Annotated in this window: 9 protein-coding genes and 1 pseudogene; 3 read left to right on the top strand and 7 right to left on the bottom strand. The window is 50.9% G+C overall.

Annotation, left to right across the window (positions count from 1 at the left end; translation table 11 throughout):
* From CHB92_RS26540 to CHB92_RS24780, 3 genes and pseudogenes are all read left to right on the top strand, one after another.
* A pseudogene (locus tag CHB92_RS26540) lies at nt 1–102 on the top strand (PIG-L family deacetylase); the annotation flags it as partial.
* Nucleotides 103–268: 166 nt separating this feature from the next.
* A complete protein-coding gene (locus CHB92_RS24785; RefSeq protein WP_089321932.1) occupies nt 269–1,147 on the top strand; it encodes an ROK family protein in 879 nt (292 codons plus the stop codon).
* 2 nt (nt 1,148–1,149) lie between these two features.
* Nucleotides 1,150–3,501, top strand: coding sequence for a glycoside hydrolase family 20 protein (locus tag CHB92_RS24780; RefSeq protein WP_089321931.1), 2,352 nt, complete (start codon nt 1,150–1,152; stop codon nt 3,499–3,501).
* A 719-nt stretch (nt 3,502–4,220) separates the two neighbouring features.
* Here the strand turns inward: CHB92_RS24780 and CHB92_RS24775 are convergent.
* The 7 genes from CHB92_RS24775 to CHB92_RS24745 form a co-directional block, all read right to left on the bottom strand.
* Nucleotides 4,221–6,077, bottom strand: coding sequence for an alpha-L-fucosidase (locus tag CHB92_RS24775; protein WP_089321930.1), 1,857 nt, complete (start codon nt 6,075–6,077; stop codon nt 4,221–4,223).
* A gap of 280 nt (nt 6,078–6,357) precedes the next feature.
* Nucleotides 6,358–8,661, bottom strand: coding sequence for a glycoside hydrolase family 20 protein (locus tag CHB92_RS24770; RefSeq protein ID WP_089321929.1), 2,304 nt, complete (start codon nt 8,659–8,661; stop codon nt 6,358–6,360).
* Nucleotides 8,662–8,800: 139 nt separating this feature from the next.
* Nucleotides 8,801–10,336, bottom strand: a complete 1,536-nt coding sequence (locus CHB92_RS24765; RefSeq protein ID WP_089321928.1) for an alpha-L-fucosidase — start codon at nt 10,334–10,336, stop codon at nt 8,801–8,803.
* 41 nt (nt 10,337–10,377) lie between these two features.
* Complete coding sequence (locus tag CHB92_RS24760) at nt 10,378–11,913, bottom strand: sulfatase (protein ID WP_089321927.1); 1,536 nt, start codon at nt 11,911–11,913, stop codon at nt 10,378–10,380.
* A gap of 54 nt (nt 11,914–11,967) precedes the next feature.
* On the bottom strand, nt 11,968–13,665 hold the full coding sequence (locus CHB92_RS24755) for a beta-N-acetylhexosaminidase (protein WP_089321926.1): 1,698 nt from the start codon (nt 13,663–13,665) through the stop codon (nt 11,968–11,970).
* 84 nt (nt 13,666–13,749) lie between these two features.
* Complete coding sequence (locus tag CHB92_RS24750; RefSeq protein ID WP_089321925.1) at nt 13,750–15,381, bottom strand: beta-N-acetylhexosaminidase; 1,632 nt, start codon at nt 15,379–15,381, stop codon at nt 13,750–13,752.
* 86 nt (nt 15,382–15,467) lie between these two features.
* Nucleotides 15,468–15,674, bottom strand: coding sequence for a hypothetical protein (locus tag CHB92_RS24745; protein WP_089321924.1), 207 nt, complete (start codon nt 15,672–15,674; stop codon nt 15,468–15,470).
* Nucleotides 15,675–15,859: the final 185 nt, after the last annotated feature.

The raw sequence follows: 15,859 nt of genomic DNA, 5'->3' as shown, positions 1-15,859 counted from the left end.
GTGCGGGCCGAAGAACGGACCAGTGAGACTGCCCGATCATATGACCGACTGGGGTTGGCCGAGTATGAGGCGATGGAGGCCTTTGTGCGGTGGAAATTTTAAAGAAACTAAATAAGGCGGCAAAAGATACAGGAGATATAGGGTACTTCTATATAGTTCGTCTCCAACTCTAAAGAAGGCACTTACCTTCTAATACCATTAGTAACTTGTTTGATTTAGGGAAAGCCAGACTGTTATAATTAATCTTCATGTATAAATCATTAGAAAGATGCAGCAAAGCCAGAAAATTATAGGTGTAGACATAGGAGCTACGAAAACGCATGTTGGTGTAGTACAAGACGGTAAAGTACTCTCAGAGATAAGGCTAGCTACATCGGCTCATGCTCCAAAAGAACAGGTTCTTAAAGAAACGGCAGAAGGAATTGAGTATCTAATTGATTCTGAAACAGTGGGAATTGGAATAGGAGTACCGGGCTTAGTTGATGAAAAGAGGGGTATCGTTTGCGGTGTAAAGAACATACCCTCTTGGAAAGAAGTACACCTAAAGCAATACTTGGAAGACTACTTTAATAAACCTGTCTATGTCACCAACGATGCAAACTCCTTTGTTCTTGGAGAGAAGATATATGGAAAGGGAAAGAAGTTCAAGAATATTGTGGGCATCACACTAGGCTCTGGTTTCGGAACCGGTATCATTGCAAGTAACAAACTGTACTCCGGCACTCTTGCCAGTGCTGGTGAATTTGGCGGGATTCCCTACTTGGGCAAAACGATTGAGGATTATTGCAGCGGAAAGCTATTTAAGAATGAGTTTGGCACTAATGGCTTATTAGTCCAAGCACTCGCTGAAGGAGGTAATACCAGTGCGTTGGAGATGTTTGAGCAGTTTGGTTATCACCTTGGGAATGCCATAAAAGTAGTTCTGTATGCCCTGTCTCCAGAGGCAATATTCTTAGGTGGATCAATAAGCAAAAGCTATCCGCTGTTTGAGAAGGCAATGCGTGTTAGTTTAGAATCATATCCTTTCAGAGCTGTCATAGAAAAACTGATTATAGAGCCATCAGAAATTGACAAAGCAGCGATATTAGGGGCCGCGGCCCTCTTTCAAACAAAGAACAAAGCTAAATTATCCTATCATAAAGTATAGTTATGTCAATAAAGAAAATAATCTCAAGGCTTGCCTCCTCAGTGGGTATTGCATCATTGGTATTACTCAGCCCTGCGTCAGCCTTAGGACAAGCAACAGTCTTGCAGCAGCAAAACCTCTCCATTATTCCCAAGCCTGCAATGCTAACACAACAGAACGCCAGCTTTAAGCTCTCGAAGGACACTAGGATTCTGGTTGACCCACAAAATGACGAACTACTAAGGATCGGAGAGTATCTTGCGAAGCACATCAAAGACATGACCAGCATGCAGCCTGCAGTGGAGCAGAAAGTTCCGGAGAAAAACAGCAGCAATTACCTCCACGTGACGCTCAATACATCGGTTGATACGCTGGGAGCAGAAGGATACACTTTGGATATAACAACAGATAAAATTGTACTTGCAGCAAGAGAACCTCAAGGCATTTTCTTGGGCACGCAAACAATACGTCAGCTACTGCCGGCACAACCTACTACGGCCCCCGTAAATATTCCTGCTTTAAAGATCATAGACAAGCCACGTTACCAGTGGCGTGGCATGCACCTTGATGTAGGGCGCCACTTTTTTCCAGTGGAGTTCGTGAAGCAATACATTGATTACCTAGCCATGCACAAGATGAACACTTTCCATTGGCACCTAACGGAAGACCAGGGCTGGCGCATCGAAATCAAGAAGTACCCAAAGTTGACTCAAGTGGGTGCTTGGCGTGATGGTACTTTGGTTGGGCACTACAGTGAGCAACCGCATAAGTTCACGGATGAGCGTTATGGAGGTTATTATACCCAGGAGCAGATTAAAGACGTGGTAAAGTACGCACAGGAGCGTTACATCACGGTTGTTCCGGAGATCGAGATGCCAGGCCATTCAGTGGCTGCCTTGGCCGCTTATCCGGAGCTTTCATGCACAGGAGGTCCATTTGAAGTAGAGAAGAAATGGGGTGTTTTTGACGATGTATATTGTGCCGGAAATGAACAGACCTTCACTTTTCTGGAGGATGTGATGACAGAAGTACTGGCGCTTTTTCCAAGTAAGATTGTGCATATTGGTGGCGACGAGTCGCCAAAAGCCCGCTGGAAAGAATGTCCTAAATGTCAGAAGCGAATCGCCAGTGAGGGCTTAAAGGACGAACACGAACTGCAGAGCTACTTTATACAGCGCATGGAGAGGTTTCTAAACGCTAAAGGCAGAACCATCATCGGTTGGGATGAAATCTTGGAAGGTGGTTTGGCACCAAATGCCTATGTTATGTCTTGGCGTGGTACCGAAGGAGGTATAGCCGCTGCAAAGCAACACCACTACGTAGTTATGACTCCTGGCTCGCATGTGTACTTTGACCATTACCAGGGAGACCCAAGCCTGGAGCCTACGGCGATCGGTGGTAATACTACCTTGGAGAAAGTATACTCTTTTGAACCAACACCTGCAGATTTGTCTGCAGAAGAGAAAAAGTACATACTTGGGGCGCAAGCAAACGTCTGGACCGAATATATTCCTACCACAGAGCACGTGGAGTACATGATCATGCCCCGCATGTCGGCTCTGTCGGAAGTGCTTTGGACGCCAGCCAATAAGAAAGACTGGGATGATTTCCAGACACGCATGCAGCAGCAGTACCGACGCTACGATGCGATGGGAATAAACTATGCTCGCAGTACTTTTAATGTGAAGCAAAGTATCTCGGTAGATTCAACACGGGGTCTAGCTACTGTAACACTTGCTACAAATGCTAAAGGGCCACGGATATTTTACACACTGGATGGGACCGAACCGACAACTAAATCTTTGCCCTATACCACGCCTTTCAAATTGACAAATTCAGCGACTATCAAGGCGGCCTCTTTTGACGAGAAAGGAGATCCGTTGGGCAAGGTCAGTACCAAAGATCTAAGGCTGCACAAGGCCTTTGCGCATCGTGTGGCCTTGAAACATGCACCCCACCAGCGATACACAGCAGCCGGTCCCCTTACATTGGTGGATGGACAGCTGGCAAGCAATAGCTTCACTAACGGCCACTGGCTTGGCTTCTTTGGCACAGACATGGAGGCTGTGATTGATTTAAAAGAAAAAAAACGCATCAGCCGCATCATTAGCTCTTACCTGCAGACAAAGAACGACGGCATTCAGTTGCCTGCCCAAGTAGAGTTCGCAGTATCTAAAAATGGTAAGAAGTATAAAACGGTGAAGGTGATAACGGAGCTATCAGACAAACCTGGCGTGTTTAAAGAAGTACTGACCGCGGAAGTGCCGATGAAGAAAGTACGATACATTAAAGTAACTGCTAAAAATCCGCACTCAGGCACTGAAGGGGACAAACGTAAAGCATGGCTCTTTGCCGATGAAATAGTAGTTGAATAACGGAGCCAGCAGGATTTACAGGAGAGGCAGACCTCATCATACAATAGGGGCCTGCCTTTTCATTTTCCTGATTCGTACACAGTGCCGGAACCTCACGTGGTTTCTCAGGCTTCTTCTGGCCGTGGAGGCTTACCCTCCGGCTCCTTAATTCGCTTGAGATTTCAGATGAAGAATCATGTACTTTGGGAGCTTTATCTGTACTCCAAGCTATCCCTGTAATGCTTCTCTGCCTCGTGCACTACTACAAGGCATCAGGAGGGCAATCCTGATGCCCTCCCCTTAACTCCCTAATCCCTACTTGGGACCAGCACATTGATACATCTTTATGGGTGCCGATGCTCCTTTAGGAGAACGTATTAGCTTCTGCAGGATACGCAGGCTAGTATTTATTAGCTTCTGGTTGGGGAAAGCATCGTCTAAAGAAGCATGTATACCTGGTGCTGATTGGTGAAATGGGTAACTGAATGCTTCCTTTGGATAAGTAAACAGCTGCTATAGACTACCGATATTGCCCCTTCTGCTTCACGATCTATGTTTTCCCCTCTGCTTTTGTGGCCATCGGTATAGAAAGGCCAGGCACCTGGTTAGGCAACATTCAGCCATGCCCAAATTTAAAGTGCCTCCCTCCTCTTTCAAAGGCAAGAGGGAGACACTACGAAAACGTTATAGTTTATGCACTTGGAGGGCAGGGTAAGACAGCCCTGTCTCCTCACCTAAAATCAGTTACTCTCAATCGGCTTAATTTCCTCGCGGTACAACTCCACGGGCTTATCCAGCAACACTGCGATAACCGTTAAGTCCTGATCCAGGAGGTCTTCAGGCACATCAATGTAGGCAATACCAGGGATGTCACTCCAGTACTGTTTATTGAATATCTCGTGGCTCAGCAGCGTTCCGTTGCCTACTACCCGGATGCGGTGCAACTTGTTCTTTAGCCCTTTAATGGCGAGAGGCCCGTTAGGCTTTCCCTCCACAAACAGGTAGAGTGTTTGCTTGTCTTCCGATAGTGCAGTGGCTCCTTCATAATGACCGGCAGGCAGCCCCGGACTTGATTTGTACATCGTTTCAGCGTGCTTACGCACCCAGCGCTCTACACCGGCATCAGCCAAGTTCAGCTTTTCTACCTCGCCTCCGTCAGGTTGCAGCGCCGTGCTCTGAAAAGGGTTATTACCAGCCTGCAGATTATCTGCGATTTGGCGAATAGTACGGTTACGCTGTGCAGCATCCAGTTTTCCTGCATTCTGAAGCGATGCCAGCTCCAGTTTCATCGGTTCAGGGAGTGCTAAATTGATTGGCTCATTTAGAGATAGAGCCAGCACGGTCACGTCCTTATCATAAGCATTGGCAGGCACTTGGATGTAAGTGGTGTTGTCCTGAGTTTCATGCTTCAGCGAGACATTGCTACCGACCACCTTTATACTGTTAACCGACGAAGCCAGCCCATTCACGCGCACTGATTCTGCTCCCTGGTTCTCTACGAACAGGTATAATGTCTTATAGTCTTGTGACAGGGTGGTACTGCCATAAAAATGCCCTTCTGGTATACCAGGCACGGTTCCGAAAATCGCTTCTTCATGTTTTTTCGTCCAGCGCCCTAGCCCTTCAAGTATGATCTGCTGCTCTTCCGGAATGGTGCCATCAGGCATTGGCCCGATGTCGAGCAGCAGGTTACCGCCGTTACTGATACAGTCAGCAAATATGCGTATAATTTGGTTCGTGCTCTTGTAGTGGTGGTCGTGCGGTGAGTAGCCCCAGGAATCGTTCATGGTTAGGCAAAGCTCCCAGTACGGATCCCGCGGTCTTACCACGGGCACCCCTTGCTCAGGAGTGGCATAGTCGCCATAGTGGTTTAGTCGGGAGTTGATGATTACATTCCTGTTATAGTCAAGTAGCATTTCCCGCACCTTCGCAGACTCCCATTCTCTGGCACTGTGCTCCCAGTCACCGTCAAACCAGTACAGATCAGGATTATAGGTTTTAGAGAGCTCGCGGAGTTGCCCCTGATAGTAGTTGAGATACTTTCTCCAACGGCGTGGCTCCTCAGCCAGCATATAGCGTTTCTTGGTACGGGTAGCTACGTCATAGTCTTCATAACTCCAGTCAGGCAGGGAGAAGTAAAGGCCGGTTTTCAGGTTTTCCTCGCGCAACGCCTCCACAAGGGGAGTAAGCACATCGCGTTTGGCCGCAGTGTGCTTTAATGTATTGATGCCACCCATTTTGCTGTCCCACAAGGCGACTCCATCGTGGTGCTTAGTGGTAATTACGGCATAACGCGCTCCAGATCCTTTAATCAGCCGGGCCCACTCTTCCGGTTCATACTTCGCAGCCGTAAAGCCGCCGAGCTGCTTCATGTAGTCTTCGTGGCTGATATAGTTGTTAAAGAAAGACCATGACTCAGGAATACCATTTACCCCGTAGATCCCCCAATGTATGAAAACCCCTAACTTGGCTGCGCCAAACCATTGCATTTTACTGCTGTCCGGAGCATTCATTTCTTTTCTAGCGTGTTGTGCCGGGGCAAACGTTGCCTTGAGGATGAACAGCAAAAGGAGTAATAGTCTGTACTTATTTATCATTATGACTGGTGTTTGTGTGCATAAAGGTCTCTGTCCTGTCGACATAGCTACTATCAATCCACTGTTTTATATGCGCCTTAACAGTAGCTTAGGTGCCTACAGGCCGCGTATGCGCGGTGCTCTCCTCTGCCTGTGCCGGGACTGTTCAGTCTATGGCACCAGATCCCACCAGGGCTCTTTCATGGAACAAAGGAAAGCTTTTCGCTTTGATCCGGCAGGAGCCTGTTACCCTCAGTTATCCCTTTCCCTCAAATGAACCTGCCGCTCAAGGAAATCACTTTTACCTTACAATGATTTCATCTGCAAAAAGCCAGGCTGGTTGCCCGGCTCCATTATGGCCTTCGGGTATAGAGGAGAGGTGGCGAGCTGTTACCCGCACATATCTCACCTTTTGCACCGGGAAATCTACCCTGAAATCGTGTATAGTGGCTTTTTTCTCGTTCAGCGGGACCGTGTTCTTCACTGTCTTTGCCTCTTTGAAGTTCTTTCCGTCTGTGGATACTTCAAATCTCACAGAGGATGGCATAAAGATCCAGTCGCGGTAGTGTTGCAGACAACCAAGGGTGATGTTGCTAATGGTCTTTGTCTCACCCAAGTCAATGGTCGCTATCAAATCTTTGCGGCTAAAGCCATGCCAGTACTTTCCTACGGCGTGTCTGCCGCGCACACCGTCAGTCAAGGAGTTCGGACCATCGGCCGCATAGTGAATACTTGCCGGATGTTCATACTGCACATCGCGGCCTACTGCCTTGTGCATGCTAAACGACTGCTCGGCCGGCTTCAACCCCATGACGTTGCCTTTTACCACGGTTACGGCTTTCAATACTACCGATGAGTCCATTTGAATGGGCTGCTCATACAGTATACTCTGCGTGGAGGGGTCAGAGCCATCCAAGGTATAGTAAACCTCTCCATGCATAGCCTCAGTAAAGAGACTGACCTTCAGCGCCCCTCCCTCGGAGGATGGCTTGATGTCCACTGTAAAATTGCCTTTAGAATAGGTAAGCCCTTTCTGGTCGAAGACTCTAAACTGAGACTGTAGACGCTGATTAAAGTTGTCCCAGTCCCTGTTCTCTTTTGGCGACCACCCTACTTCAGCCAGCGCCAGCATGCGGGGAAGTACCATGTACTCCAGGTGTGATGCCGTCGGTATATACTCAGTCCATACATTAGCCTGCACACCCAGTACATGCATGGCCTCCTGCTCATTTAGCTCTGTAGGGATGGGCTCGTAGTCATAAACCTTCTTCAAGGTATTGAAGCCGCCAATGGCTAGCGGTTCGCCTTCAGGCCCGGCCTGATAATGGTCAAAGTACACCGGGGAGCCAGGAGTCATAACTACGTCGTGCCCCATCTTGGCAGCGGCTATACCTCCGCTCTCTCCACGCCAGCTCATCACGGTAGCTTGTGGTGCCAAACCTCCTTCCAAGATCTCATCCCAGCCAACGATGCGTCTGTTCTTGGTGAGCAGGTAATTTTCCATGCGTTTGATAAAGTAGCTTTGCAGCTCCTCCACGTTCTCCAGTCCTTCGGCTTTCATACGCGCCTGGCATTTAGGGCACCTCTTCCAACTGGATTTGTCAACCTCATCACCTCCTATATGGACGTACTGCGAAGGGAACAGCTCCACAACCTCATCCAGTACACCTTCCAGAAAAGTGAATACCTCCTCATTGCCCGGACAGTAGCTGGAAGCCATATTGGTATAGTCTCCACCTGTAAGAGGTAGCTGCGGCTCTTGACCACAGCTAAGGTGCGGGTAAGCGGCAATGGCAGAGGCTACATGGCCAGGCATTTCGATTTCAGGCACTACCGTTACATTGCGCTCCGCGGCATAGGCCACAATATCTTTTATCTGCTCCTTGGTATAATAGCCGCCGTAGGTAGCTTCCTCGCCCAGTTTGGCCTGCGGCCGATCGGTCCAAGGCTTGTCGGTATGGTCTACCCGCCAAGCGCCTACTTTGGTCAGTTTCGGGTATTTCTTGATTTCGATGCGCCAACCCGTATCGTCGACCAGATGCCAATGGAAGGTGTTGAGCTTGTAAGTCGCCATCAGGTCGATGTACTGTTTCACGGACTCAGCTGAGAAGAAGTGGCGGCTCACGTCCAAGTGCATGCCGCGCCATGCAAAGCGCGGATAGTCCATGATAGTCATGGCTGGCACCTGCAGCACAGCGTTTGTGCGCATGGCCGGCAGCATCTGCAGCACTGACTGGATGCCGTACACGATACCGGCATACGAGTTGGCCCTTATATGTATCGCGGAAGGGTTTACCTCCAGCTTGTATCCCTCCTCTCCAATACCGTCTATACTCTCGATGGCCAGTGTGATAGCCTTGCCTTTACGTTTTTTTATGGGCAGTTGATAACCGGAGATCTCTTTGATGCGAACCGCCAGAAATTTAGCCGCGGGCTTAAGCTCTTTTTGCCTGTTCTCCAGGTAGATAGAGGTATGGCTGTCGATGGTGAAGCTGCCTTTGTGGCGCTGTTCGTTTACCGGTTGCGGGATAATGCCCACTGGCTCCTGTGCCAGCACGAGAAAGGGCAGCAATAGGGTGAATAGGAGGGTGATTGGTTTAAGCATGGTTTTAAAGCATTGAGCCTTATTAAAAGTTAAGTGACTTAGCAGCCCAATTATGCAAGCATAAGTATAAAGCCGGCCGCAGCTAGGTCTGTTATACCGTAACCTGACGCCACTGGCATTAATGAAATCGGATACTTGCCTACTCCATTGCGTTCTTATATAGGCCGATTTCCGATATGGTCGGGTTCAGGCGCGAGGATTCGATGCGCAACCTTACTTTGCCTGCCGTTACCGGTTCAAGGCGCAGCAGACGCTTGTAACCTACCGTGGTACCCTCCGTAGCCTTATGCCACTGGCCGTCCTTCCAATACTCAAATGCGAACTTCTCAATACGTTGCCCTACGCTTATGTTTTCCTGTAGCATGAGTACATCAAAGGTTTGCTCGCCCTTCAGCTGCAGCTCGATGACGGCCGTGGTGTCTCTCTCTGATTTGGTGGTAAAGTGCGTGTCATACTTGCCGTCGAGCATGGCCTTCTTGTTCTTGCCACCCGACACCTTCACTCTGGCACCCTCCGCAAAGTTTTTCTTAAATGTGTCTTGGCGAAGTTTTGCCCAACTTTGTAATACCTTCACATCGCTTTCATGCACAAGCCCTCTGGTGTCGGGAGGGATATTGAGCAGGAGCACACTGTTACGGCCCACGGAACTGTAGTAAATGTCCAGCAACTTCTCCGGCGACTTCACCTTGTCATCTTCGGCAGGGTGATAGAACCAACCCGGGCGGATGGACACGTCAGTTTCGGCAGGGTACCATACCAGCCCTTTTGCATTGCGGATTTCCTCACGGCTGCCCAGCACCTCTCCCCTCATATCGCCCTGCGGCTTGAAGGCAACGGCCTGCTGAGAGTTGGCGGCTACGGCTGTCTGGTCGAGATTATCGGCTGGCACGACGCTCCATTCGGTTTTGCGTCCATAGCCAGTCTCGGTGCCCACCCAGCGCACGTCCGGCCCCATGATGGCGATGGTGGCCGTGGGTTGCAAGTCCCGAATATGCCTGTACCAGCGGTTGAAGTCGTATACCTGCTTTTTGCCGTTCGGCCCTTCGCCGTTGGCGCCGTCGAACCATACCTCGTCTACCTGCCCGTAGTTTGTCAGGAGCTCGGTGAGCTGCTCTACAAACAGATCGTTGTAGGCATCGGTGCCGTACACAGGCGAATTCATGTCCCAGGGCGAGAGGTACACGCCAAAGCCAATGCCGTATTCACGGCAGGCGACAGCCACTTCTTTCACCAGGTCGCCCTGACCGTTTCTCCAGGGGCTGTTCTTTACCGAGTGCTCGGTGGTAGCCGTTGGCCACAGGCAGAAGCCGTCGTGGTGCTTGGCCGTGAGGATCACCTGTTTGATACCAGCTTCCTTAGCCACACGCACCCACTGGCGGGCATCTAGCTGTGTGGGGTTAAAGATGGCAGGCTCTTCCTTGCCAGTTCCCCACTCACGATTAGTGAAGGTGTTGACGCCGATATGGAAGAAGGCAGTCAGCTCCAGCTGTTGCCAGCGCAACTGCCGCGGTGTTGGCACCACGTTGGCAGCTTTCCGGATGATGTCGGCCTCGGTGTCGCCGGACTGGATGCGGACAGAGTTGTACTTCTCAGTGTCGTTTCCTGCTTTCTGGGCAATGGCTGGTGCCGATGCTGCCAGCATAAGGAAGAGGAGGCCTGTCTTTACTTTTCTCATCTTGGTATATGGGTATGCTTAACTTGAAGCTTTTATAACTGTTAATTTATACTTTGGGGCACCTCATCCGGCATGGGCACTGGCTTGCCTGTGCTCTTGAACAATGGCATAGGGGCCTCCCACTGCCGCAGCCGCTGCCCTAACTTCGTTGCTAAGGCCTTTACGCGCTTGGGATGTTTGGCTGCCAGGTCAGTTGTCTCGCCCAAATCAGCTTTTAGGTTATAGAGCTCCAGCTTGCCGTCACGCATGTGGTAAACAAGTTTCCAGTCGCCCTCGCGGATGGCACTTTTGTAGTTGATGCCTGGGCCATCGTCGCTTGTCCACTTGTTGGGCACGTGCCAAACTAAGGCACGTTCAGCTGCCTTTTTGTTAGGCGATTTGAGTAAAGGCACAAAGCTCATCCCATCCACCTGCTGCACTACTTCGTACTTCTCCACCTGCGCTATTTCCAGAATCGTCGGGAAATAATCCTCGATAATGACAGGGAAATGACTGACAGTAGAAGGTCTCACCACTCCCGGCCATTTCACGAGCATCGGCACCCGAATTCCTCCTTCATACACGGAGCCCTTCCCGGCTCTAAGTGGTAGATTCTGCGTGTGCGCCTTGCCGCGCCCGGCATAGGCCAGGCTCAGTCCTCCGTTGTCGCTCATAAAGATAAACAGGGTATTGCCTGCCACGCCCTTTTTCTCCAGGTAATCCATGATATCACCCAAACTCTTGTCCACGCCCTCCACCATGCTCGCGTACATCGCATCAATCTGGCTCAGGCCGGCATCGAGGTACTTCTGCATATAGCGCCTGTCGGGGTTGTAGGGGTCGTGCACGGCAAATTGCGACATGTGCAGGAAGAAGGGCTGATTGTTGCGAATGGGCGCCTCCAGAGTTTTGAGGGCCTCCAGCGTGATGGCCTCTGTCAGGTAAGTGTCCGTGCCGAAGTACTCGGCCACATCCGGAACCGCGTGTACGTCATAGGGCTTGCCCTGAATATTGCCATAGTTATCCTCACCCAGATAGCTGTATGGCCTGCCTGCCACATGCCCGGCAAGGTTTACCATAAAGCCGAGGTTATGCGGGCTAGCTCCCGGCGTACCGGCGCTGGCCCAGTGCGCCTTCCCCACGTGGAGGGTGATGTAACCGTGCTCTTTCAGGATCTGCGGGAAAGGTGTGGCATAGGCTGTCCGAGGTATGCCTGCTACCGGGCTCAGCCCGTTTATGTTCCAAGCGGCAAAACCCAGCTGCGCATCGGGGTTGTCGGAGTTCTGGTTTTTGAAGGGCATGGCCCAGTTGGTAACGCCGTGGTTGGCCGCATTCATCCCCGTAAGCATACTTACCCGCGTAGGCGAGCAGACAGGGGTAGCGTAGGCGTTGGTGAACTTCATGCCCTCCCGGGCCAGTCGCTCCATATTAGGGGTATGGTAGCGTTCGTTCAGAGGGTAAACTTTGTTGGCAAAAGGCACAGAAGTATCCATCCAGCCCATGTCATCCACCACAAACACCACAATGTTAGGCCGCTGCTGTGCCTCTGTTGCCAGTGTGGAAAGTATAAGTGCGATGAGCAAAAAGAGCCTTTTCATCTTAGTGCGTTTTTTCTGTTTAGTTCTGTAAAAAGGAGCGCTAAAATCTTTGGATTATTTTACCGGCTTCTGCCTTATCTCCCGGTTGGCCTCGTGTGAGCGGCTTTGGTAGTAGAGCGAGTGGAAGCGGATACCTTTGGTCTCCCAATTGGGAAAGTGCCAGCCGTTCAAACGGTTTACAAAGCTGTTGAAATTCTTCTTCTCCAGAGGCGTCCAGAGGGCCTCGGCAATAGCGGGTAGGCGAGGCAGGAGCATGTATTCGAGGTGCTCCACTGAGGAGATGAACTCGGTCCAGATGTTAGCCTGTGCGCCCAGCACGTGCCTTCGCTCGTCCACCGTCAGCGCCTCTGAGTGAGGGTTATACTTGTACACGCGCTCCAGCGTGTTGATGGAATATCTTGCAGCAAAGGGTTCGCCCTGCGGGCCGGCCTGGTAGCGGTTAAAGTAGAGCGGATCGCTTGGTGTCATCACCACATCATGCCCCTGTTTGGCGGCGGAGATGCCCCCTTTTTCGCCTCGCCAGCTCATCACCGTAGCTGTTGGCGCCAGCCCGCCCTCCAGTATCTCATCCCAACCCAACAGCTTTTTATCATGGGCCAGCAGGTATTTCTCCATGCGCTGGATGAAGTAGCTCTGTAGCTCCTCCTCATTTTTCAGGCCTTCGTTGGCTATGCGCTTCTGGCAGCGCGGGCACTTCTTCCAGTAGGACTTATCCACCTCATCGCCGCCGATGTGGATGTACTCCGACGGGAAAACAGCCATGACCTCTGTGAGCACATCCTGCAGAAACAGGAAGGAACTGTCGTTGCCGGCGCAGTAGTTCAGGTTCACCTTGGCGGGGTCCGTCACGCCGTTCCAGAGCGTCGAGTTGGGCGCCTGCTGCTGGTGGCGCTCGCAAGAAAACTCCGGATAAGCCGTCAGCGCCGCACCCGAATGACCGGGAATATCAATCTCAGGTATCACTGTGATGTTTCGAGCCTGGGCATAAGCCACCACCTCCCTGGCCTGCTCTTGGGTATAGTAGCCGCCATAGGTATAAGGCTTGCCAGTGAGCGGCTCTTTGTAAGTAGAGTCGAGTTTGTAGTACACGCTGCCGGGGATCTCCTGGCGCCAGGCCCCCACGGAGGTCAATTTCGGGTATTTCTTAATTTCCAATCGCCAGCCCTCGTTATCAGTCAGGTGCCAGTGGAAGGTATTCATCTTGTAAAGCGCCATCAGGTCAAGAAACTCTTTGACAGCATCCACAGTGTAGAAATGACGGCTCACGTCCAGCATCATGCCACGCCAGCCGAAGCGGGGTTCATCGGCTATATCCATTGCGGGCACCTGCAGCGCCTCGTTGGTACGTACGGCAGGCAGCATCTGTATCAGCGACTGCAACCCATTGAACACCCCTGCTTTGGTATTGCCTCTGATACGTATGGCATCCGGCGAAACGCTCAGCTTATATCCTTCCGCCCCTAGATCCCCCATACTTTCCAGCTCAAACCGGATTGTTTTTGCCTTCCTTTTGTTCAGCGGCATGCTATATCCTGATACCTCTTTTACATGGTTGGCAAAATACTGCGCCAGGGCCGCCAATTCTTTGTTACTGCGCATAAACTCGAGGGAAGTATTTTCGTCAAGTATAAAATACCCCTCCTTCAGATCCAGGCTTACGGGCTGCGGAATAATATTTACCTGCTGCGCCTGTGCCTGAAGTATGAATCCAAAGAGAAAGTATAGTGCCAGTAGCCCTCGTCTGCTTTTCATATGGTGTCCTATAAGCTAAAAAATTGAAGTGAGGTATGGGCAGCAATATATGCCGCTGTCCATACTTTGACGTTTTTCAGATTCTTATTGGTTCTCGGCCCGTTCAACGTCTGAGAGCGGAGCAAAATGGATACCCCGGCCTTCCCATACTTTCAGGAGCGGCAATAGCGCCTGCCTGAACTGTTTATAACTCTTGTTGTGTGGCTGCGTCCAGCCCACCTCAGCGTAAGCGGCCAGGCGCGGGAACACCTGGTAATGCATTTCGCCCCGGGTGGGAATCCACTCGCTCCACATCTGGGAGCCCGTTCCGATAATATTTTGGTGGTACTCCTCCTTCAGCTCCTGCGGAACAGGGTCGAAGCTATAGGCTTTCTGAAGCGGGATAGCACCGAAATCATAGTCCAGGTAACTCATGGAATGCAGCGAGTTTACGAGCTGGTAACCTTTGGAGGCCGCCTGTGTGATGAGCTTCACATCGCCTTTCCAGAAATGTACCACCACGTTCTTGGCCAGCTGGGTCTCGGCGTTCGCGTCTGCTTTTTTCTCCTCAAAGTCTGGGTGAATGTTGATGCCCATGATCTCGTTCCAGCCCATCATGCGGCGGCCGTTCTGCTCAATATACCTCGAGATGTTGTTGGTGAAATGCACCTGCAGGTCAGCATAGGTCTTGATGCCGTGCTCTTTCATGTAAGCGTTCACCTGCTGTGATTTCTCCCAGGCTTCATAGCCCACTTCATCCCCACCAACATGAATCACCCTCGAAGGAAACAGTGTGAAGACCTCCTGCAGCACATCATGGAAAAACTTCTGCACTTTGGGGCTGGTCACATCGTAGATATCGTAAAAGCGGCCGAATTTTACCGGTACTTCGATTTTCTGATTGTTGGTGCCCAACCAAGGGTAGGCGGCAATAGCAGCACTGGAGTGACCCGGCATCTCGATCTCCGGCACCACGTTGATATGGCGCTCGGCCGCATAGGCTACAATTTCCTTGATGTCCTTTTGGGTGTAAAAGCCGCTGTGCGGCTCCCCGGATTGCTTATTGCTGTTCCACTTTCTCTCCCCCACCTGCGTGCTCTTGCGAACAGAACCCACCTCAGTAAGTTTTGGGTATTTCTTAATTTCGATCCGCCAGCCTTGGTCATCCACCAAATGCCAGTGGAAGGTGTTCATCTTCAGGCGGGCCATTTCGTCGAGGAGTAGCTTGACTTCTTCTTTTCCTTTGAAATGACGGGCCTCATCCAGCATAAAGGCGCGCCAGGAAAAGCGGGGCTTGTCTTCGATCACAACCGCCGGTAAAACATGGTTTTCGCCGGAAGTATAAATGGCCTGCAGCAAACTCTGAACACCGTAATAGATGCCTGCGGTAGTGGCTGCCTGAATGGCCACTTGCGTTGGCGTGGCGGTTAATCTATACCCTTCTCCGCCCAAGTCCTTAGATAGCTTCTTATCCAGTTCTAAACTGATAGTATTTTTCTTCCCTTTCCCGGAATTGGTCAGAAGATTCATGTTATACCTCTCCTGTAAGGCTGCTTGCAGGAAGGCTGCTTCTTTCTCCGCCTCGGAAGTATATTGAATGGCCTTGGCGCTGCCAAGCTCAAATTGCCCCTTTGCCAGCTCAATTTCATTAGGTCTCGGGATAATGTTTAGTTCCTGCGCGCCGGCTTCAAAAGCGGCTAGGCAAACCAAGAGGATGAGGTACAGAAGTTTTTTCATGGAGAGTTTATCTAGAATATGGATGCTCACTGGACTGTAGGCTTGATCTCAAAGCACATTGTTATGGATTAGCGCTGGTCTGCTCCTTAATTAGCTGGCTGCAGCTTTACCAGTTCATAAATGCGCACCGGCTGCTTGCTTTCAGTTGAGAAAGTCAGCTTCGACATGTTTTTCAACTTGCTGTCACCAAGCCCGAGGTAGCTGTCGCTGCCGCTGTAGACCATCTGCGGTTTGCCCTCTTTGCCGGGTGCGGTGATCGTAAAGTTGGCTCCGTCATTCTTTATGAAGATCACCAGGCCTGTCCCTTGCTGCTATCCCTAGCCCAGGCAAGGATTTTGGTCTTCTGCATAGGTTCTCCCGATGATCAGGCACCAATTCTTACCTGTCTTTCACACACCTGAACCCGACATGCTCCATGCTACTGTCCTCGGTACTCTTCATGCGTGCCGATGCCCTGAAGCCGGAGCAGTAACTGTCG

The organism is Pontibacter ummariensis (genome assembly GCF_900188175.1).
Classification (GTDB): Bacteria; Bacteroidota; Bacteroidia; order Cytophagales; family Hymenobacteraceae; genus Pontibacter; species Pontibacter ummariensis.
This window is presented reverse-complemented; position numbering and strand designations above follow the sequence as displayed.